Source organism: Flavobacterium sp., assembly GCF_004211145.1.
Classification (GTDB): domain Bacteria; phylum Bacteroidota; class Bacteroidia; order Flavobacteriales; family Flavobacteriaceae; genus Flavobacterium.
Map to the genome: position 1 here is coordinate 91,775 of NZ_SEBS01000008.1, position 17,047 is coordinate 108,821.

A 17,047-nucleotide genomic window follows, 5' to 3' on the forward strand; every position below is an offset into this window, starting at 1 on the left:
TAGTGACATTTTGGGTTCGTTAACCTGCCAAGTTTCGTCAATCTTGTGGATTTAGATCGAAACAGCGTCGACTCCGCAGACTCACAAAGTCTTCGAAACTTTCAGTTCAGACAAGTAGTTCGGCGAGTTTTGCGGCTAAAAATGTTTGTTCAAGTCCGAGAAGTTCCTGCCGAAGTTCGAGTTTCATAAGCGTCGTACCGTATGCGGCAACCGAATTTTTTCCCGACAATTTGCTAAACGGCAACGGATTTCGTTCGCCCTTAAAATCGTGTTGCTCGACGAACCCCGACAGTTGCTCGCGGCGCATCGCTTTCGCTTTCTTTTGTTCGGTATCGGCGATCTTTCGGCTCACGGTCATGCGCTGGTAGTCGTTCTCGAGCACAAGTCTTTCGATATGTTTGACCAATAGCGCGCGCTCGTCTTTGCCAGATTCCGCTTTTACATCGGTTTTAGCCGATTGCGCGTGCGCCAGCAACTCCGACATTTTTTGATGCGCCGATACCGGAAGGCTGCGCTTGCCAGTCTCATACAAGGCCAGGACCGGCCGGCTGATGTTGAGCAGCGCCGCCAATTCAAATTGGGTTAGGCCAAGCGATTCGCGTTCGAGAGATTTTTTGCCCATGACGACTATATTGAAACAATTTTTCGACCGATTTACATTTTGTACAACAGTTGAAACAATTTTTATGGAAGGTAATAAAATGTTTCAAATAAATATAAAATACCGGAAATCCGCATCAGACATTGGGTTCAAACCGCGACAATTGCTTCTTGAAATGTTCGGCTGCGGTGGCGAATCCCAATGTCTTTTGAGGCATTGCATTCAACGTCTTCTCTGAATACAGTTTCACCTTTGCCGGGTCGTTCGTGTCGTAATACACTTTTTCGAGTCGGCGTATGAAATGATTGATGATCGTCATCTCGCGACCTTTAAAAGGCATCGGATACGCCAATGTATGATCCTGTAAATCCTCGAACAGCTTTATTTGGGCCACGGTGAATTTGTCGGCGAGCATTTGGCGCGTCGCCTTCACGAGGAACGAATCGAGACACAATTTAAAATCGGGTTCGATCATGAAAACCGTGACGCTGTAAAGCGATTGTTCTTCCATGATGATCAGATGCTTTTGGCCCGCAAGTTCAAAAACATGTGCGAACCAATGCCAGTAAGCCGTTTCGGGCGAGATTTGACCAATGGTTTCAAAGTCAAAATACTTGCAGGTTGCTTTTGAAAGATAGATATTGGTCATTTTACGCTGTTTTCGACGATGGCGATTTCTTCGTCGGTTAAGTTGTAAAGTTGGTAGACGAGTTGGTCGATTTGGGATTCGAGATCTGCGGTTTTCGAATCTGTATTTTCCGTTTTAATTGAAATAATTTGTTTTACGAGTTGTGCTATTTTTTCTTTATCAATAAATGATTTAACTGGAAGTGATTTCGCATTTTCTATTAGGATCTTTTGAAAAAGTTCTTTTTCAATATCGAGATATACGAACTTGTGGTAAAAGTTGACAAGCTTACTGTTTAATAAGGCAAGAACTTCCCATATTGTAATGCCATGTTTTGGGATGACCGCAAATCCAATCTGAGTAAAATATAGAGGTTCATCGGAATATCCCGCGTAAATTTTTGGAGGCTTACCCGATACAATTTGACGAACAATGACTCTAGGTTCTACGAAAAATTTTTCTTCTCTTTTCGCGCCTAACCATTCACCGTATTTTATGTATTCGCCAACTTGATTTTGCACTATGTACGGAATTATATTTTCTCCTTTTATAAGCGGCTTATATATGTCGGAGGTTTTTATTTTTGAATGAAATTCTTTATTCTCTATTATCTCCTTTGTGTGCCCTTTATACTTGTCGTAAGGGGTTATCCCTAGTGAGAAATCAGCTAGCGAACCTAATTCTACGCCGGCATTTAAAACCTTCTCTAAAATCATAGAATACGAGGCTGAAATAAAAATATTAAATTTTGGCTGCGAATAAATTTTCCACACCTCTTTATTTATCTTTTTTTTCAGTTTCAAATCGATATCGTCAATTTTTTCGTCCTTTTGGAAATGTATCGCCTCGCAAAAAGCCGAATTCACGGCCTTTTGAAAATTGATGATAATGGTTTCAACAGTTGCGTCCTCGAACACTTTCTCAGGTAATTTTATAATTTCATAGACTTCTCCAGCAATCATATTTCTTAATTCCTGGTACGATGAATTCATCAAAATAGAGTTCGGAATAATATAGGAAAATTGCCCCAATGGCTTCAAAATAATACGAGCTCTTTCGACAAATGTCGAATACAGGTTTACTCGATTAGTAGACGTTTCGTAATTAGAAAATATGAAATCGACCAAATCTTTTTTTAATTCTTTAATATCGACATAAGGCGGATTCCCAATCACTACATCAAATCCCACAAAATTCCCATCGTTGTCCAAAACCTCGGGGAATTCGAAACGCCATTCGAATGCATTTTCGTAGATCTTGTTGGCCTTGATCTCTTCGATCTCGGCGTCGAGTTTTTTGGTTTCGGTTGCGAGCTTCTCTACTTGTTTGTTCCACGCGGCTTTTTCCTTTTTGCCCAAATCAAAAAGCTGCTGCTGGTTGGTCAGGTTGTAGAGTTCGCCCGAGAGTTTTCGATACTTGAGCAGTTTCGGATCGTTGCCTGAAATCTCGCTTCGGAAATCGCTTTTTATATCGTGGATCAATTTTTCCATCTCGCGTTTCTGCTCCTTGCTTTTGGCGTTGCGGTACGTGTCGACGGCCAATCGGTAACTGTCGATCGACCACTTGCTTTTCTTGAGCGCCTGGCCAAGGTCGGCGTCGATAGCGAATCGGCTCACCAATGAATTCCCGCATTTGATGTTGATGTCGATGTTGGGCAGCGTTTCGAGTTCAGTCGCGTTTTTATAATAGGCATTCTTGAGCAGTTCGATCCAGAGCCGCAGTCGACAGATTTTCACTGAATTCGGGTTGATGTCGACCCCGAAAAGACAGTTCTCGATTATCGTATGTTTTTCATGGAACAGCGTTTCCTGTACGCGCTGGCTTTCTTTGTTTGTCGGGTTGTACTCGAAGAGTTTGCCATCCTCATCGGTCACGATCAACTCATCGTTTACGACTTCCACGTGATATTCCTTGAGGCGTTTGCCGTCGCGGTCCTGCAAAATCTTGAGGTCGTTTTTAATCGAGATCATTTCGTTTAATGCCGACACCAAAAAGTGTCCCGAACCGACCGCCGGATCGCAGATTTTGATCGTGTTTACAATGGAATTGGCTTCGCTTCGATCTTGAATTTTATCGTACAGGTCGTCGATCGTCTCGCAATTCCAGCCTTTAGCCTCATTGAATTTCTGGACTACGGCCTTGCGGATCGTTTCGCGGCACATATACATCGTTATGAAACCAGGCGTAAAGAACGAACCGTCCTTGTAACCGTTAATCTTCTCGAAGATCAAGCCCAGCACCGATGCGTTGACTAGGGTTTTGTTGTCTTCCTGGATTTCTTCCTGCCCTTCGCTCGCGAAATCGTAGGCGTCCAAAAATTTGAACAGATATTCGAGCGTTCCCAATTCGCCCGTGATCTTTTTGCCTTGGTTGTCTTTAAGCACGCTCGTCGAAAGCACGGGAATAGGCTTGTTGTCGCGCAGGTTGCTTATGAGAAGCGTTTGGTGTTCCAGCTCGGTCGGCTCAAAAAGCGAACTGTTCAGGTACGGAACTTTACTATACATCGTTTTTACGTCGTCGTTGCGTTCCTCGTGTTTTTTGGCGAGCACTTGAAAGAACAAAACGTTCAAATCGTCAAATTCCTTGATCTTTTCGAGGTTCAGGAACGCGTAATTCCTGTCGCCTTTGTGATACGTAATGAGTTGGGCCTCGAGTAATTTGAGGAATAATATGCGGTTTACCCAAGTGATAGAGAGTTCGAGCGCAACGTTAAACAAGCGTTCGTCCTGCGTCGCCCCGAATTGTGACGGCTTGTCCAAACGCCCGATCTTATCGAGCGTATCGAGCTGAACGATCGTGTCTTCGAGCAATGTTCCCGAATAACGCTGCCCGGGTTTGTGCCGCTCGATGAGTTTCTTCGCGCCTTCTTTCGTCTCAGTCAACCCGATGATGTGCAGCAATTCGCTGTAAAATCGCTTGTCAAGACTGTTGCTGTCGTTGGCGAACGGAAGTTTGAGCAAGTGTTCGGGCGAAAGCAGTTTAAATAGCGAGATGAGTTTGTTGTCGTCTTTTTTATCGTTGTTGCGCAACGCCTTTTCGTAATCGTGCAGGTCGAAATACGTGAATTGGATGTCGTTGATTACTTGAGCGATGAACGGTTCGGCTATTTGTTTGTAGAAAAAGTCGGTTTTGTTTTCAGACAATCGGCTTTCTTCAAAATCGGTGAATTGCTTTACAAGCGTTTTATTTTGGGCGAAAAGCCTGTCGAAAATCGTCGCGTCGAAAATAAACCATTCGTAAACATTCGTTACGACGAGTTGCTTGACCTCGAGATTTTTGTGGGTGATCCGTTCGCGCAGGTAATACAACACCAATTCCTGCAACGCTTTCGAATTGAGCCTTTTGGTCGAGACCATTTCAGTTTTGTTCGAAAATTTCTTGGCTTCGATAATCACGCCAACGGGAGTTTTCGCCGAATTCCCGATGTGAATCACCTGATCGTTCCTGCCTTTGGTGTTGATGAAATGGCTCGGATCGTAATAGGTTTTCTTGAGGAAATCCATTACGAGGTTTTTGTGGAATTCCTCAGATTCGGAATCGTTTACGTGATCGAGCAGCTGAACGAGATTGGCTTTGAACTTTTCAATATCCGAACGGTTCGGCTTTGCTTTAAGAAACGCTTTATTTAACGCGGCATGCGGTTTTAACTGCTGGATTTCCATTCGGGATTATCTGTGAATTGTGTAGAAACAAATAAACGAAAAATTATATCGAGTAAGGTTCAAGACGTCCAAAATACAACAATGAAAATGGCGCGCCGAAAATGATTATTTGGCCGTTCACGACTTTAAACTCGAAGCACTCCGAATTCTTTTCTCGAGCTTCCACGCAACGACTGCAACGGCTGCCGAAACTACAACCATAACGAAACACATTGCCAAAAAACCCGCCGGATCGTCGTCTTCGCTGTGGAAAATCCTTATGTAAAGTCCCGCCGAGACGATTAGAATACCCAATAATATCGCGCAGATCTTTATGGTCCGCAACATTTTTATTGACGTCATCGTATATAATTTGTTTCGCCCGATTCGGCCCAATAACGAAATCGCGTTGTACAAAGCGACGAAAAAAGCAATGGAAGACACATAGGCGAACAGGATAAACGGATCGGAATAAATGCTCACCAAGTCAAGGTCTTTGGCCCTTCCTTCGATCGTCGGAAGCCAAATCATCATGGCAAGGATGACAAAGCCGACGAACACGAGGACAGCTTGAAGGAATGGAAATGCGAACCTTTTCATAATGTTTTTTCGATGTCTAATTTCGTGAAAAAATTTCAGTCGGCCTATATCGAATTTAGTTCGTAACTTAAACGTACCGCTATGGCTATATTCTGGAAATACCTCAAACCCTATCGCAACTGGATTTTCCTTGCGCTTCTACTCGCGGGAATCGCCCAGGTACTCGCGCTGTATGACCCGATCATATTCGGGCGCATCGTCGACGGCTACGCGCTCGCTCCCGTAAAGGGCGATCTTCCCAACGGCATAATCAAACTATTACTTCTCGCGGTCTCGCTTGCATTGGCCGCGAGGTTGTTCCTGTCGCTCAAGGATTATGTGCTGCGCATGATCGTGCAAAGGTTCGGCATGGATATCTTCAACGAAGGACTGCGGCACACGCTGCGGCTGCCGTTCCAGGAGTTCGAAGACCAGACGAGCGGCGAAATCCTGGCCGTATTGCTCAAGGTTCGCAGCGATACCGAGAAATTCATCACCGCCTTCATAAATGTGCTGTTCTCATCGTTCGTAGGCGTCGGTTTCCTAATGTGGTACGCCATCACCAAACACTGGGCGCTGATTCCCGTGTTTTTCATCGGGTTCGTGGTGCTCGGCGGCATCACGAGCCTGCTGAGCCGATCCATAAAAACCCTGCAACGTTCACTCATGCGACAAAACCGGCAAATGAGCGGCACGATCACCGAAAGCCTTCGCAATATCGAACTCGTGAAAAGTCTAGGCCTTACGTATTCTGAAATCCGACGGCTCAAGGCGCATACGCAGGAAATCTACACATCTGAAATGGCGAAAGTCAGGAAGATGCGCACGTTGAGTTTCCTGCAGGGAACCATCCTGATTTTCCTGAAACAGTCCATCCTTTTCATATTATTATGGCTCATTTTCAAGGACGTGCTTTCAGCCGGCGAACTCATTTCGATGCAGTTCATCTCAACGGCGATCATCGGGCCATTGCAGGATTTGGGCAACATAATCGTCTCGTGGCGCGAAGCTGAGACGGCACTCAACATGCTCAATGACATTCTCGAAAAACCCGTGGAATACAGTCCAAAAGATTGGGTCGACACCGGCGTGCTGACGCGACTCAAATTCGACAACGTTGTTTTCAGGCACAGGAACGCGTCGTTCAACGCCATCCAGAATATATCGTTCGAGGCGAAACTGGGCGACACTTTGGCGTTCGTCGGCCCGTCGGGATCTGGAAAATCGACGCTCGTGAAGCTGCTGGTCGGGTTGTATCGCCCCGTCGAAGGCGACATTTTTTACGACGGCGTTTCCATACAGGATTTGCGCTACAACCGGATCCGCAGGCAAATGGGATTCGTAACCCAGGATACCCAATTGTTTTTTGGCACGATCCGCGAAAACCTGTTGTTCGTAAAACCCGATGCGACCGAGGCCGAGATGCTCGCCGCGATGGAAAAAGCCTCGGCCACGACGGTATTGGCGAATGCGCCTGACGGACTCGATACGATTCTTGGCGAAGGCGGACGCAAACTTTCAGGTGGTGAAAAACAAAGGCTGTCGATCGCGCGGGCGTTGCTGCGAAATCCGCGGTTGTTGATATTCGACGAAGCGACGTCGGCACTCGATTCGATCACCGAGGAACAGATCACCAAAACGATACGCGAAATCTCGGCCGACCGCCAGCAAATGACGATCCTGATCGCGCACCGCCTTTCGACGATCATGCACGCCGACACGATTTACGTGCTCGAAAAAGGCCGCATCATCGAACACGGCAACCACGAGCAATTACTTGAATTAAAAGGACTGTATTTTGCTTTGTGGCGACAGCAGATCGGTGAGCGCAAAAAGTGATTCGGTTCCCTATGATATTATGTAAATCTGGTTCCTAAAACTGCAACGTCGACATTTCAGGTGCAGCGTAACTTGCGCAAAAAACACCCAATGCCACTTCACTCCTATCAAGCCAGCGACCTCGAAAAGATCTTCGCGTCAATCGAGAAAAACGGAAAAGGTTACCGATTGCTGTACCAACTTCCCACGGGCGGCGGCAAAACCGTGATCTTTGCTGAAATCGCGAAACGTTTCATCGAACGCTACCAAAGCAATGTAACCATTCTGACGCATCGCAACGAACTGTGCAACCAAACCGCCAGGACGTTGAAAGCCGCGGGCGTGAAGAGTTGCGTCGTCAAGAGCGGCAGCCGCGTGCTTAAGACGCGCGAATGTGCGTGCGTGGTCGCGATGGTGGAAACGCTCAAAAATCGGATCAAGAACAAAAAAGTCCACATCGATAACGTGGGGCTTGTCATCATAGACGAGGCGCATCACAATTCTTTTCGGAAACTGCTCGACAAATTCACCGACGCCATCATCATCGGCGTCACGGCCACGCCTTTAAGTTCCGACAAAAGCCTGCCGCTCAATGAAGCGTACGATAGTTTGATCGTCGGGGAAAGCATCAAAAATTTGATTTCGAACGGCTTCCTGTCAAAACCCAAATCGATCGCGTACGACATGGATCTGCAGTCGCTTTCGACCGGTCCCGGAGGCGATTTCACGGTGAGTTCATCTGACGCGCTGTACACCACGCCCGCGCTGTTGCAGTTGCTCGTCAAGGCTTATGAAACCAATGCAAAAGGAAAAAAGACGCTTATTTTCAACAACGGCATCGCGACGTCGAAACAAGTTTTTTATGCGTTCCGCGAGCTTGGTTATCCGATCCGACATCTCGACAATCGCGATTCGCCCCACGAACGGGCCGAAATACTCAAGTGGTTCAAGCAAACTAAGGACGCGATCCTCACATCGGTGTCGATCCTCACGACCGGTTTTGACGAACCGACGGTACAAACCGTGATACTCAACCGCGCGACCACTTCGCTCACGTTGTTCCATCAAATGGTCGGTCGTGGATCGCGAAAACTCCCTTCAAAAAAAACCTTCATGATCATAGATTTAGGTAACAATACAGAGCGTTTCGGCGAATGGAACGACGAGTTGGACTGGCAGCGTATTTTCGAAAGGCCACAAGATTTTTACGCCCAATTAAAGTTAGCGGCCTCGCCTGACGGTGCCAGAGAAAGCGCGATGAATGCCGCACTGCGCGCCAAGTTTCCAAATTCGCTTGAAGTCGGTTTCGACATGGCCGAAGCGTTCCAGGCCGCAACCCGTGAAGATCGCCCGCACAAGACGGCAATCGAAGCCGCGATCCGCCAACATGCCGCGATGTGTCTCGAAAACGGCGATTCCATTAGCGAGGCATTGTCCTTGGCCGAAGATCTCGCACCTGAAATCCTGTTGCGGACGCGCGAATATGCCAAATATCTCGACAAACCAACGAAGAGTTACCGCGATTGGCTCGCCGACGATTATGCGCGTCGTTTGGAAGGCATGGTCAAACGCATGTTCGCGAAGGTGAAATCGGTGGCGTAGTTCTCAGTTTTTTACCGAGTCGATCATTCGTCGGGTTCGGTTCCCGTCGTATTGGGTTTGACGTTGCCAGGCGGATTGCTGCTTTTGGTGTCGATGGTGTCGGCCTGCGAAATACTTGCCGACCCGACTTTCTTGGTTTGAGCAGGTTCTTGCGTGGGAACTGATGGATTGCTTTCTTCGGTATCGGAATTATCAATGTGCGAATACCTGCAGGAAGTCAACGTCAGCAATGCCAACGCCGCGGTCGCTATAAGTCTTCTGGAATTTTTCATGACGTGTTGTTTTATTGTTCCGTCGCAAGTTAGAAATCGATGGCGAGCGACTCATTATAACATTGACAGCGTTACTGGTACGATTTGTCGTGTATTTTATTTCATCGGAAAAAACGCCGGAAATACGCGTCATCGGTATGATGCGAGCCGCCACGTGAAATCATATACGCCTGATTTCAAATCCTGTAACGTGTCCCGAATCCGTAATCCGAACTTTGTAAATGGAAATAATTCCTTGAACGCCACATAAATTCGATATTATGAAAAAGTTAATCATTGGCTGCTGCATGCTGTTTTGTATAGGAGTTGCATCGGCTCAAACCGACAGCACGCGTACGACAACCAAGAAACCAAAAACCGAAACCAAGGCGAAAACGAAACAGACATGGTCTGAAAAGACCAGGACGACCGAATCGGACCTGCCCAACGACGCGAACAAGAAACCGGCAACGGGCTACACGACATCGTCAGGTTCGACGCCCGGAAACACGAACAGCGGAACGCCTACGACGTCGCCATCGACGGCAACCAACCCGACCAGAAAAATCGATTGATAAAAAAAACGAGGATCATACGTCCTCGTTTTTCGTTTGTATTTTAATGTCGCATCAGGCTTTCATGAGTTTCAAAAGCCCCGCGGTAACCAATGCGCCGAATACGTAATAGCCGACAGTCAAACCTTGTTTTTGTGTCGTGTCGGCGACCGGTGCGTCATCCAATCCCATCGGTTCGGGAAGTGTGACCGCTCCTACTCCGGCGGCAATTCCCATTGCGATCGCCCGCGGCCAAAGGTTCTTCGCGCCGCCTGCTCCGATCGTGGCAAAATACATGGTGTTGCTCACGATATCCGCCCCGAGCGTTGCCGCGTATAAATTGTCTTCTCCTTGAATTTCGTCGGCTCCTGCGGCATCGAGGCTTTTTTGGAGCGCTTCTTCACCGACGAGATCGATCCCTGCTTTCGCGGCGCGAACCGTGAATTCCTTGTGCATGCTGTTCGGAAGCACGACGTACACGATGTCGATGTCCTTGTTATTGGCGATTTCGTCGAAATTTTTGTAGTCGTAGATATTGGCTTCGGGAATGTTGTATTTCTTTTTCCAGGCTTTCGCTTTCGACGGCGTCCCGGTTACGATTCCGACGAGTTTCACGTTCTTGGTCTGCTCGAGTGCGGGTGCCAATTGTTGGGACGAGTAACCCCCGAGGCCGATGAGCGCCAGTCCAAGCGGTTTTGCCGTCGACGCTGACGTCTGCTGGGCGAATGTTGCGAGGCTCGGCGTAACGATCGTAGCGGCAATCGCCAATCCCGAATGTTTTAGGAAGTCGCGTCTTGTGTTTTGCTGTATCGGATTTTCCATTTGATAAAGTGTTGCGAGGTGATTTCATTATAAAAAAGACGCCTGGGGATGGCGCCTTTTCATAGCAATTCTTCCCATTTTCAGGAAAGGGTAAACACAGGAATCACTCCCTGTTTTTGGTCGGGCCGCCGGGATGGTCTTTCGATTCGTCTTCGTCAGGCCAGTCGTCGGCCTGTGGTTTCGCGAATCCCGCGTTTTGCTCGCTTGGACTCGATTCTTCGGCGTTTTGGAAAGAGCCTGGATTTTTTGCGTCGGCATTTACCGATGTCTGTTCGCTGTCGTATCCCATTATATTTTTAAAACTCGACTCCTGGTCTTGTGATTTCCCGTTCGGGTTATTTTGATTTTCCATGATTTCTCTTCTTTGTTTTTATAAAGTTACGATCGGCGCGAGCGAGACATTTTACATTATTCTCGTAAAAATGTGACGGTTTATTGCCGATGAGTCTTGAGTTAAATGATGCAACAAAATCCCCGAAAGCCAAAACCCCAAAACCCTCATTCGAAACTATCTTCACCGAATGCAAACACGACACATCGGAATCATTGGCGGCGGACCTGCCGCTCTTTTTATGTTCAAACGGATTATAGCCGCGAAACGCAAAGACGTCACGATTTCCATCTTCGAAAAAAACGACAAGCTCGGCGCAGGATTACCCTACAGCGATTTGGGTGCGAACCCTGAACACGTGACCAACGTCTCCGGAAACGAAATTCCCGAGATACATTCCAGCGTCCGCGAGTGGCTTTCGACCTGCCCCGCGTCCCTGCTCAAAATGTACGGCATCGACCTTGAAAAATACAGCGACTATAAAGTGTTGCCACGATTGTTGTTCGGGCGATACCTGAGCGACCAATTCAAAATGTACCTCGACGAATCGGCTAAATTCGGATTGAAAACAAACGTACATCTCAATACGAACGTCGAAAATGTGATACCGACGGCCGACAAAAAATATTCGGTCATCACCAATCACGGCGACTATCCCGTCGATGAACTCGTCATCTGCACCGGGCATTACTGGCCTAAGAAGAAAGCGTTGCCCGACAATTTTTTCGATTCGCCTTATCCGCCGTCGAAACTGCTGATACGCACGAATCATCCCGTGGCGCTCAAAGGCGCATCGCTTACCGCAATCGATGCGATCCGGACACTCGCCCGACACAATGGAAAATTCACCGACGACAATGGAAAACTCTCGTACAAAGTCGACAAGGAAAGCAATCATTTTAAGATCGTCATGCATTCCCGAAACGGATTGTTGCCTGCGGTGCGTTTCCATCTGGACGATCCGCACTTGTTCCGACAACCTGTGCTCACTGAAGAAGAACTCGCGGCGCATCGGTTGGCGAACGACAATTTCATTTCGTTGGATTTTATTTTCGAGAAGAACTACAAAGACCTTTTCATCGAAAAAGATCCTGAACTATATAACAAAATCAAGGATTTGTCGCTCGAAGGATTCGTGGACATGATCATGAAATCGCGGGAGAACATCGATCCGTTCGACTTGTTGAAAGCCGAATACGACGAGGCCGAAAAATCGATGAAACGCCACGAATCGGTAATCTGGAAAGAGCTTTTGGCCGTGCTGAGTTTTACGATGAATCCGCCCGCGAAGTATTTTTCGGCCGAGGACATGATCAGGCTGCAATCGGTGCTCATGCCGTTGATATCGATCGTTATCGCGTTCATTCCCCAAAGTTCGTGCAAGGAATTGCTCGCGCTCCACGACGCCGGCATACTCGAGTTCGTGACCGTGGGATTTGACAATTCGATGGAACCTCATCCAAAAGGCGGCGCAATCATTACGTACAAAGACGAACACGGAAACGAAAAAGAAACCCATTTTAAGACATTTGTCGATTGCACGGGACAACCGCATTTACCGTACGAAGATTTTCCGTTCAACGGCCTGCTCGAGTCGAAATCGTTGCGTCGGGCGTTGCTTCGGTTCGCATCCCACGAAAAAGCGCAGGAGTACGCCTTGCAGCATCCGGACAACATTGTAAGAACCGAAGGCGAGATCTTTTTGAAAGTTCCCGGCGTGGCGATCAACGACCATTTCCAGGCAGCCGACGAATATGGCGCCTACATTGAAAATCTGTACGTCATGGCCGTTTCGCATCTCGGCGGTTACAATCCTGATTACAGCGGACTGGATTTCTGTGAGGCGGCGTCTGAAAAGATTGCCGAGGTGTTGTTGCAATAGCCGGAGCGCACGAAACTGTGTAATAGTATAAAAATAACACCGATTCGAATTCATCTCCATACACGACTTGCACGATTTTCATGTTAACCTTTATTTTTAGGATACGCACGCCAAAATGACCGAACTTAGGGATAACTCAACCAAGATTTACCATGCCCGACATAAAAAAACACGACATAACGCTAACCGTAAACACGACAGCATATCCGCTTAGCATATTCCCTTGGGTTTCGCTGCTCGACACGTTGCGCGACAAAATCCATCTTACGGGAACCAAAAAGGGCTGCGATCATGGACAGTGCGGCGCATGTACCGTTTTGTGCGACGACGAACGTATCCTGAGTTGCATGACGCTGGCAGTGATGAAGAACGGAAGCGAAATCACGACGATCGAAGGTTTGGCCGACGGAGAAAAACTACATCCGCTGCAAACGGCCTTCATCGAACACGACGCGTTCCAATGCGGCTATTGCACGCCCGGACAAATCTGCAGCGCGGTTGGAATGTTGAACGAAGGAAAAGCAAAAACGCGTGAGGAAGTCAAGGAACTCATGAGTGGAAACCTGTGCCGATGCGGCGCGAACGCAGGCATAATCGACGCTATCATGGACGTTAAAAAACAGACGCGATGAACAACTTTAATTACGTACAAGCAAACTCTATTGCCGATGCTTCAAAAACGGTCAGCCCGAATTACGACGCGATGTTCGTGGCAGGCGGAACGAACCTCATCGACCTTTGGAAATACGACATTTTACATCCCGAGATTCTCGTCGATATCAACCACATAAATTCCGATAACAAGATCGTTGAAATCGAAAATGGCGTCCGAATAAGTGCGTTTGCGACGAACGCCCAAACCGCCTACCACGAACTCATCGAACAAAAATATCCGCTGTTGTCGAAAGCGATTTTGGCGGGTGCGTCGGCCCAGATCCGAAACATGGCGACGAACGGCGGCAACCTGCTGCAAAAGACGCGTTGTTATTATTTTTACGATCCGACGGTTCCGTGTAACAAGCGCGAACCGGGTTCGGGCTGTTCGGCCATGAACGGACAAAACAGGATGAATGCGATTCTGGGCACGAGCGAACATTGCATCGCGGTTTTTCCGTCAGACATGTGCGTGGCGTTGGCGGCGCTCGAAGCCGTGGTGAACGTCTCGGGTGTGAATGGCGACCGAAGAATCCCGTTTCGCGATTTCCATAGATTGCCCGGAGATACGCCCAACGTCGACAACAACCTTGTCCATGGCGAAGTCATCACGTCCATCGATTTGCCTTCTGAAGGTTTCGCTTCGAATTATTCGTACCTGAAACTTCGCGACCGACATTCGTATGCATTCGCGCTCGTTTCAGTCGCGACGGGATTGCAACTCAATGATAACGTGATCGAAAAAGCACGCATCGCACTCGGTGGCGTCGCGCACAAACCGTGGCGAGTCGTCGAGGCCGAGGATTTTCTCGTCGGAAAGGCCGCCACACGCGAGAATTTCGCACAGACTGCCGAGATGATTTTGGCCGGAGCGAAAGGTTTCGGGCACAACGACTTCAAGATCGAACTCGCGAAGAAAGCGATCGTCCGGAACGCGATGATGGCGCTGAAACCTGAAACACAATTGCCGGGCGCGAAACCGTCGGCCTAAAAATTAACTCCGAAATCATGTCAGCACAACCCTACGTCGGACAACCCGTAAATCGCCTCGAAGGAAAACTCAAAGTAACGGGCGCAGCCAAATATGCCGCCGATTACGACGTTCCCGATTTACTCATCGGATATGTCGTGAACAGCACGATCACGAAAGGAAAAATCCTCAAGATCGACACGTCGGCGGCGAAAGCGCTCGATGGCGTCGAGGAAATTTTCACGCACGAAAACCGTCCTTCGCTCGCATGGCTCGACTTGCAATATGCCGACATGGACGCGCCTCCTGGAACCGTTTTCAAACCGCTCGACAACAATAAGATCGTCCACAACAACCAACCGATCGCGCTTGTCGTGGCAACCGATTTCGAAACCGCGAGATATGCCGCGACCTTGATAAAGATCGAATACGAGGAAGAAGCGTTCGAAACGTTTCTCGGCAGCAATCTCGACAAAGCCCGAAAACAGAAAAAAGGACTCGCCACATTCCTAAAACCGCCACCGCCCAAACCTACGGGCGATTTTAAAAAAGCGTACGAATCGGCGGCGGTCAAAGTTTCGGCAACATACAAACATGGCACGGAACATCACAACCCGATCGAATTGTTCGCGACCACGACCGTGTATGAAGGCAACGGCAAGCTCACGATCTATGACAAGACGCAAGGCACAGTAAACGATCAATTGTACGTCGCCAATGTTTTCGGACTGCATTACAAGGACGTCCGAATTTTGGCACCTTTCGTCGGCGGCGGTTTCGGATCGGGATTGCGGCCGCAGCATCAGCTGTTCATGAGCGTGATGGCGGCTCTGGAACTCAAGCGGAACGTGCGCGTTGTGCTCGACAGGAAACAGATGTTTTCGTTCGGGCACAGGCCGCAGACGCATCAGCAGTTGAAGTTCGGTGCTCTCGAAGATGGAACGATTACGGCGATGAATCATTCGGCGATCGGGGAAACTTCGACCTACGAGGATTACGCCGAAATCGTCGTGCCGTGGAGCCACAAATTATATCCTGCCCAAAACACCTTGTTCGAATACAAACTGGTGCCGCTCGATTTGGCGACGCCACTCGATATGCGCGCTCCGGGAGGTTCGACGGGAATGCACGCGATCGAATGCATGATGGATGAACTCGCATATGAATTGAAAATGGATCCATTGGAATTGCGCGTGAAGAATTATTCCGACGTCGATCCGTCGACCAAAAAACCGTTCACGAGCAAGGCGTTGAAGCAATGCTATCTCGACGCGGCGAAGAAATTCGGATGGGAAAATAGAAATCACAAACCCGGCAGCATGACGCGCGGCAATAAGCTCATCGGATACGGAATGGCGACGGGAATCTGGGACGCATATCAATTTCCGGCGAGAGTCGAAGCGATGATTTCGGCCGATGGAAAATTGAAGATCGGCAACGCAACGACCGACATCGGGACGGGAACGCTGACCGTCATGACACAGATCGCCGCCGATGAACTCGGGCTCGAACTATCGGACGTGACGTTTGAATATGGCGACAGCAAGCAACCGTTTTCGATGTTCCAGGGCGGATCGGCCATTACTTCGTCGACAGGTTCGGCAATCGTGGTCGCGGTAAAAAAACTCAAGGAAAAACTGCTTAAAAAAGCGAAGAAAGCTGACGGTTCTTTTGATGACGCGAAGATCGATGACGTCGTATTTAAACAAGGCGCGTTATTTTTGAAGTCCGATCCATCGGTTGGGATTTCGTTCGTGGACATCATCGCATCGAACAAAGGCAAAGAAATCAAAGTCAAAAAAATGACCGGCCCCGACGTATTGAAACTCAAGGATTACAGCATGGCGACGCACAGCGCTGCATTTGTCGAAGTCGAAGTCGACAAGGAACTCAAGACGATCACGGTCGTTCGCGCCGTTTCGGGAATCGCGGCCGGAACCATCATCAATCCAAAAACCGCGACCAGCCAAATAAAGGGTTCGATGATTTGGGGCATCGGGAAAGCGCTTCACGAGGAAACCGTGCTCGACGAAAATCTGGGAAAATATATGAATATGAATTTAGGCGAGTACCACATTCCCGTTCACGCCGATATACCTGAACTCGATGTGATTTTCGCCGATGAAAAAGACGAACTAATAAACGAATTGGGAATCAAAGGTGTCGGTGAGATCGGACTCGTCGCGATTCCTGCGGCGATTTCCAACGCGATTTTCCATGCTACGGGAAAACGCGTGAATGATTTGCCGATTCATTTCGACAGGCTTTTGGATGAATGATCACAACACGTCCAAAATCGAAAAAGCAAGCCGTGCCTTGCGGAACAATTACTCCGGAAGTGTCGCGATGATTTGGTCGGGTATCCTATCGAAACCCGCGAAACTGAACGGTTTTATGATAAACGCACAGATTTCCAATTCGATACATATTGCCTGATACGTCGGATTTGTCGATGTCGAATATACGAACCTGGGAATTTTACGCAGTTCGGAATCCTTAAAAATTTCCTGTAAAGCCGTGATTCCGTCCATAATCGGCATATTGATATCGGTAAGTATGATATCTGGAAAAGCGTTTAAGCCATCGCGTAGGAAATCGAGTAATTCCTGGCCATTACTGACCAAATCGACTTTTTTGAAACCATTGTGTTTTTCGAAACATGTTTGCATGACCTCGCGGTCATCTTCGTCATCCTCGGCAATAAGAATGTGCAA

15 protein-coding genes are annotated in these 17,047 nt (G+C 48.2%); 7 read left to right on the top strand and 8 right to left on the bottom strand.

Annotation, left to right across the window (positions count from 1 at the left end; all coding sequences use genetic code 11):
* Positions 1-106: 106 nt before the first annotated feature.
* From EOO50_RS05720 to EOO50_RS05735, 4 genes are all read right to left on the bottom strand, one after another.
* Positions 107-622, bottom strand: a complete 516-nt coding sequence (locus EOO50_RS05720; protein WP_290838561.1) for a helix-turn-helix transcriptional regulator — start codon at positions 620-622, stop codon at positions 107-109.
* A 115-nt stretch (positions 623-737) separates the two neighbouring features.
* A complete protein-coding gene (locus EOO50_RS05725) occupies positions 738-1,250 on the bottom strand; it encodes a hypothetical protein (RefSeq protein ID WP_290838562.1) in 513 nt (170 codons plus the stop codon).
* Positions 1,247-4,891 (bottom strand): TaqI-like C-terminal specificity domain-containing protein, encoded by a 3,645-nt coding sequence (locus tag EOO50_RS05730; protein WP_290838563.1) that lies wholly within the window; start codon positions 4,889-4,891, stop codon positions 1,247-1,249. The genes EOO50_RS05725 and EOO50_RS05730 overlap by 4 nt, the downstream gene beginning before the upstream one ends.
* Before the next feature lie 117 nt (positions 4,892-5,008).
* Positions 5,009-5,470, bottom strand: a complete 462-nt coding sequence (locus EOO50_RS05735; protein WP_290838564.1) for a DUF2975 domain-containing protein — start codon at positions 5,468-5,470, stop codon at positions 5,009-5,011.
* Between the two features lie 81 nt (positions 5,471-5,551).
* Between EOO50_RS05735 and EOO50_RS05740 the strand changes: the two genes are divergently transcribed.
* Entirely contained in the window at positions 5,552-7,288 is a 1,737-nt protein-coding gene (locus tag EOO50_RS05740; RefSeq protein ID WP_290838565.1) for an ABC transporter ATP-binding protein, read from the top strand.
* A 90-nt stretch (positions 7,289-7,378) separates the two neighbouring features.
* Entirely contained in the window at positions 7,379-8,869 is a 1,491-nt protein-coding gene (locus tag EOO50_RS05745; RefSeq protein ID WP_290838567.1) for a DEAD/DEAH box helicase, read from the top strand.
* A gap of 23 nt (positions 8,870-8,892) precedes the next feature.
* Here EOO50_RS05745 and EOO50_RS05750 read toward each other — a convergent pair whose 3' ends face one another.
* On the bottom strand, positions 8,893-9,141 hold the full coding sequence (locus EOO50_RS05750; RefSeq protein WP_290838568.1) for a hypothetical protein: 249 nt from the start codon (positions 9,139-9,141) through the stop codon (positions 8,893-8,895).
* Positions 9,142-9,401: 260 nt separating this feature from the next.
* On the opposite strand from EOO50_RS05750, the gene EOO50_RS05755 reads away from it, so the two are divergent.
* Positions 9,402-9,695 (top strand): hypothetical protein, encoded by a 294-nt coding sequence (locus EOO50_RS05755; RefSeq protein WP_290838569.1) that lies wholly within the window; start codon positions 9,402-9,404, stop codon positions 9,693-9,695.
* Positions 9,696-9,749: 54 nt separating this feature from the next.
* Here EOO50_RS05755 and EOO50_RS05760 read toward each other — a convergent pair whose 3' ends face one another.
* Both EOO50_RS05760 and EOO50_RS05765 read right to left on the bottom strand, forming a co-directional pair.
* Positions 9,750-10,496, bottom strand: a complete 747-nt coding sequence (locus tag EOO50_RS05760) for a Gfo/Idh/MocA family oxidoreductase (protein WP_290838570.1) — start codon at positions 10,494-10,496, stop codon at positions 9,750-9,752.
* Positions 10,497-10,599: 103 nt separating this feature from the next.
* Positions 10,600-10,848 (bottom strand): hypothetical protein, encoded by a 249-nt coding sequence (locus EOO50_RS05765; RefSeq protein ID WP_290838571.1) that lies wholly within the window; start codon positions 10,846-10,848, stop codon positions 10,600-10,602.
* 169 nt (positions 10,849-11,017) lie between these two features.
* Between EOO50_RS05765 and EOO50_RS05770 the strand changes: the two genes are divergently transcribed.
* The 4 genes from EOO50_RS05770 (at position 11,018) to EOO50_RS05785 (ending at position 16,612) form a co-directional block, all read left to right on the top strand.
* Positions 11,018-12,709 carry an FAD/NAD(P)-binding protein gene (locus EOO50_RS05770; protein WP_290838572.1) on the top strand — a complete coding sequence of 564 codons (1,692 nt, stop codon included), beginning with the start codon at positions 11,018-11,020 and terminating at the stop codon, positions 12,707-12,709.
* Between the two features lie 152 nt (positions 12,710-12,861).
* Positions 12,862-13,341, top strand: a complete 480-nt coding sequence (locus EOO50_RS05775) for a (2Fe-2S)-binding protein (RefSeq protein WP_290838573.1) — start codon at positions 12,862-12,864, stop codon at positions 13,339-13,341.
* Positions 13,338-14,354: a xanthine dehydrogenase family protein subunit M gene (locus EOO50_RS05780; RefSeq protein WP_290838574.1), complete on the top strand. Its 1,017-nt coding sequence runs from the start codon at positions 13,338-13,340 to the stop codon at positions 14,352-14,354. The genes EOO50_RS05775 and EOO50_RS05780 overlap by 4 nt, the downstream gene beginning before the upstream one ends.
* A 17-nt stretch (positions 14,355-14,371) precedes the next feature.
* Entirely contained in the window at positions 14,372-16,612 is a 2,241-nt protein-coding gene (locus tag EOO50_RS05785) for a xanthine dehydrogenase family protein molybdopterin-binding subunit (protein ID WP_290838575.1), read from the top strand.
* 48 nt (positions 16,613-16,660) lie between these two features.
* Here the strand turns inward: EOO50_RS05785 and EOO50_RS05790 are convergent, their stop codons facing one another.
* The gene (locus tag EOO50_RS05790) at positions 16,661-17,047 is read right to left on the bottom strand and encodes a response regulator (RefSeq protein WP_290838576.1); all 387 of its coding nucleotides are present in this window, start codon (positions 17,045-17,047) and stop codon (positions 16,661-16,663) included.

Coding starts and splice junctions, on each gene's coding strand:
- EOO50_RS05720 (WP_290838561.1), bottom strand. CDS start 622: ATGGGCAAAAAATCTCTCGAACGCGAATCGCTTGGCCTAACCCAATTT.
- EOO50_RS05725 (WP_290838562.1), bottom strand. CDS start 1,250: ATGACCAATATCTATCTTTCAAAAGCAACCTGCAAGTATTTTGACTTT.
- EOO50_RS05730 (WP_290838563.1), bottom strand. CDS start 4,891: ATGGAAATCCAGCAGTTAAAACCGCATGCCGCGTTAAATAAAGCGTTT.
- EOO50_RS05735 (WP_290838564.1), bottom strand. CDS start 5,470: ATGAAAAGGTTCGCATTTCCATTCCTTCAAGCTGTCCTCGTGTTCGTC.
- EOO50_RS05740 (WP_290838565.1), top strand. CDS start 5,552: ATGGCTATATTCTGGAAATACCTCAAACCCTATCGCAACTGGATTTTC.
- EOO50_RS05745 (WP_290838567.1), top strand. CDS start 7,379: ATGCCACTTCACTCCTATCAAGCCAGCGACCTCGAAAAGATCTTCGCG.
- EOO50_RS05750 (WP_290838568.1), bottom strand. CDS start 9,141: ATGAAAAATTCCAGAAGACTTATAGCGACCGCGGCGTTGGCATTGCTG.
- EOO50_RS05755 (WP_290838569.1), top strand. CDS start 9,402: ATGAAAAAGTTAATCATTGGCTGCTGCATGCTGTTTTGTATAGGAGTT.
- EOO50_RS05760 (WP_290838570.1), bottom strand. CDS start 10,496: ATGGAAAATCCGATACAGCAAAACACAAGACGCGACTTCCTAAAACAT.
- EOO50_RS05765 (WP_290838571.1), bottom strand. CDS start 10,848: ATGGAAAATCAAAATAACCCGAACGGGAAATCACAAGACCAGGAGTCG.
- EOO50_RS05770 (WP_290838572.1), top strand. CDS start 11,018: ATGCAAACACGACACATCGGAATCATTGGCGGCGGACCTGCCGCTCTT.
- EOO50_RS05775 (WP_290838573.1), top strand. CDS start 12,862: ATGCCCGACATAAAAAAACACGACATAACGCTAACCGTAAACACGACA.
- EOO50_RS05780 (WP_290838574.1), top strand. CDS start 13,338: ATGAACAACTTTAATTACGTACAAGCAAACTCTATTGCCGATGCTTCA.
- EOO50_RS05785 (WP_290838575.1), top strand. CDS start 14,372: ATGTCAGCACAACCCTACGTCGGACAACCCGTAAATCGCCTCGAAGGA.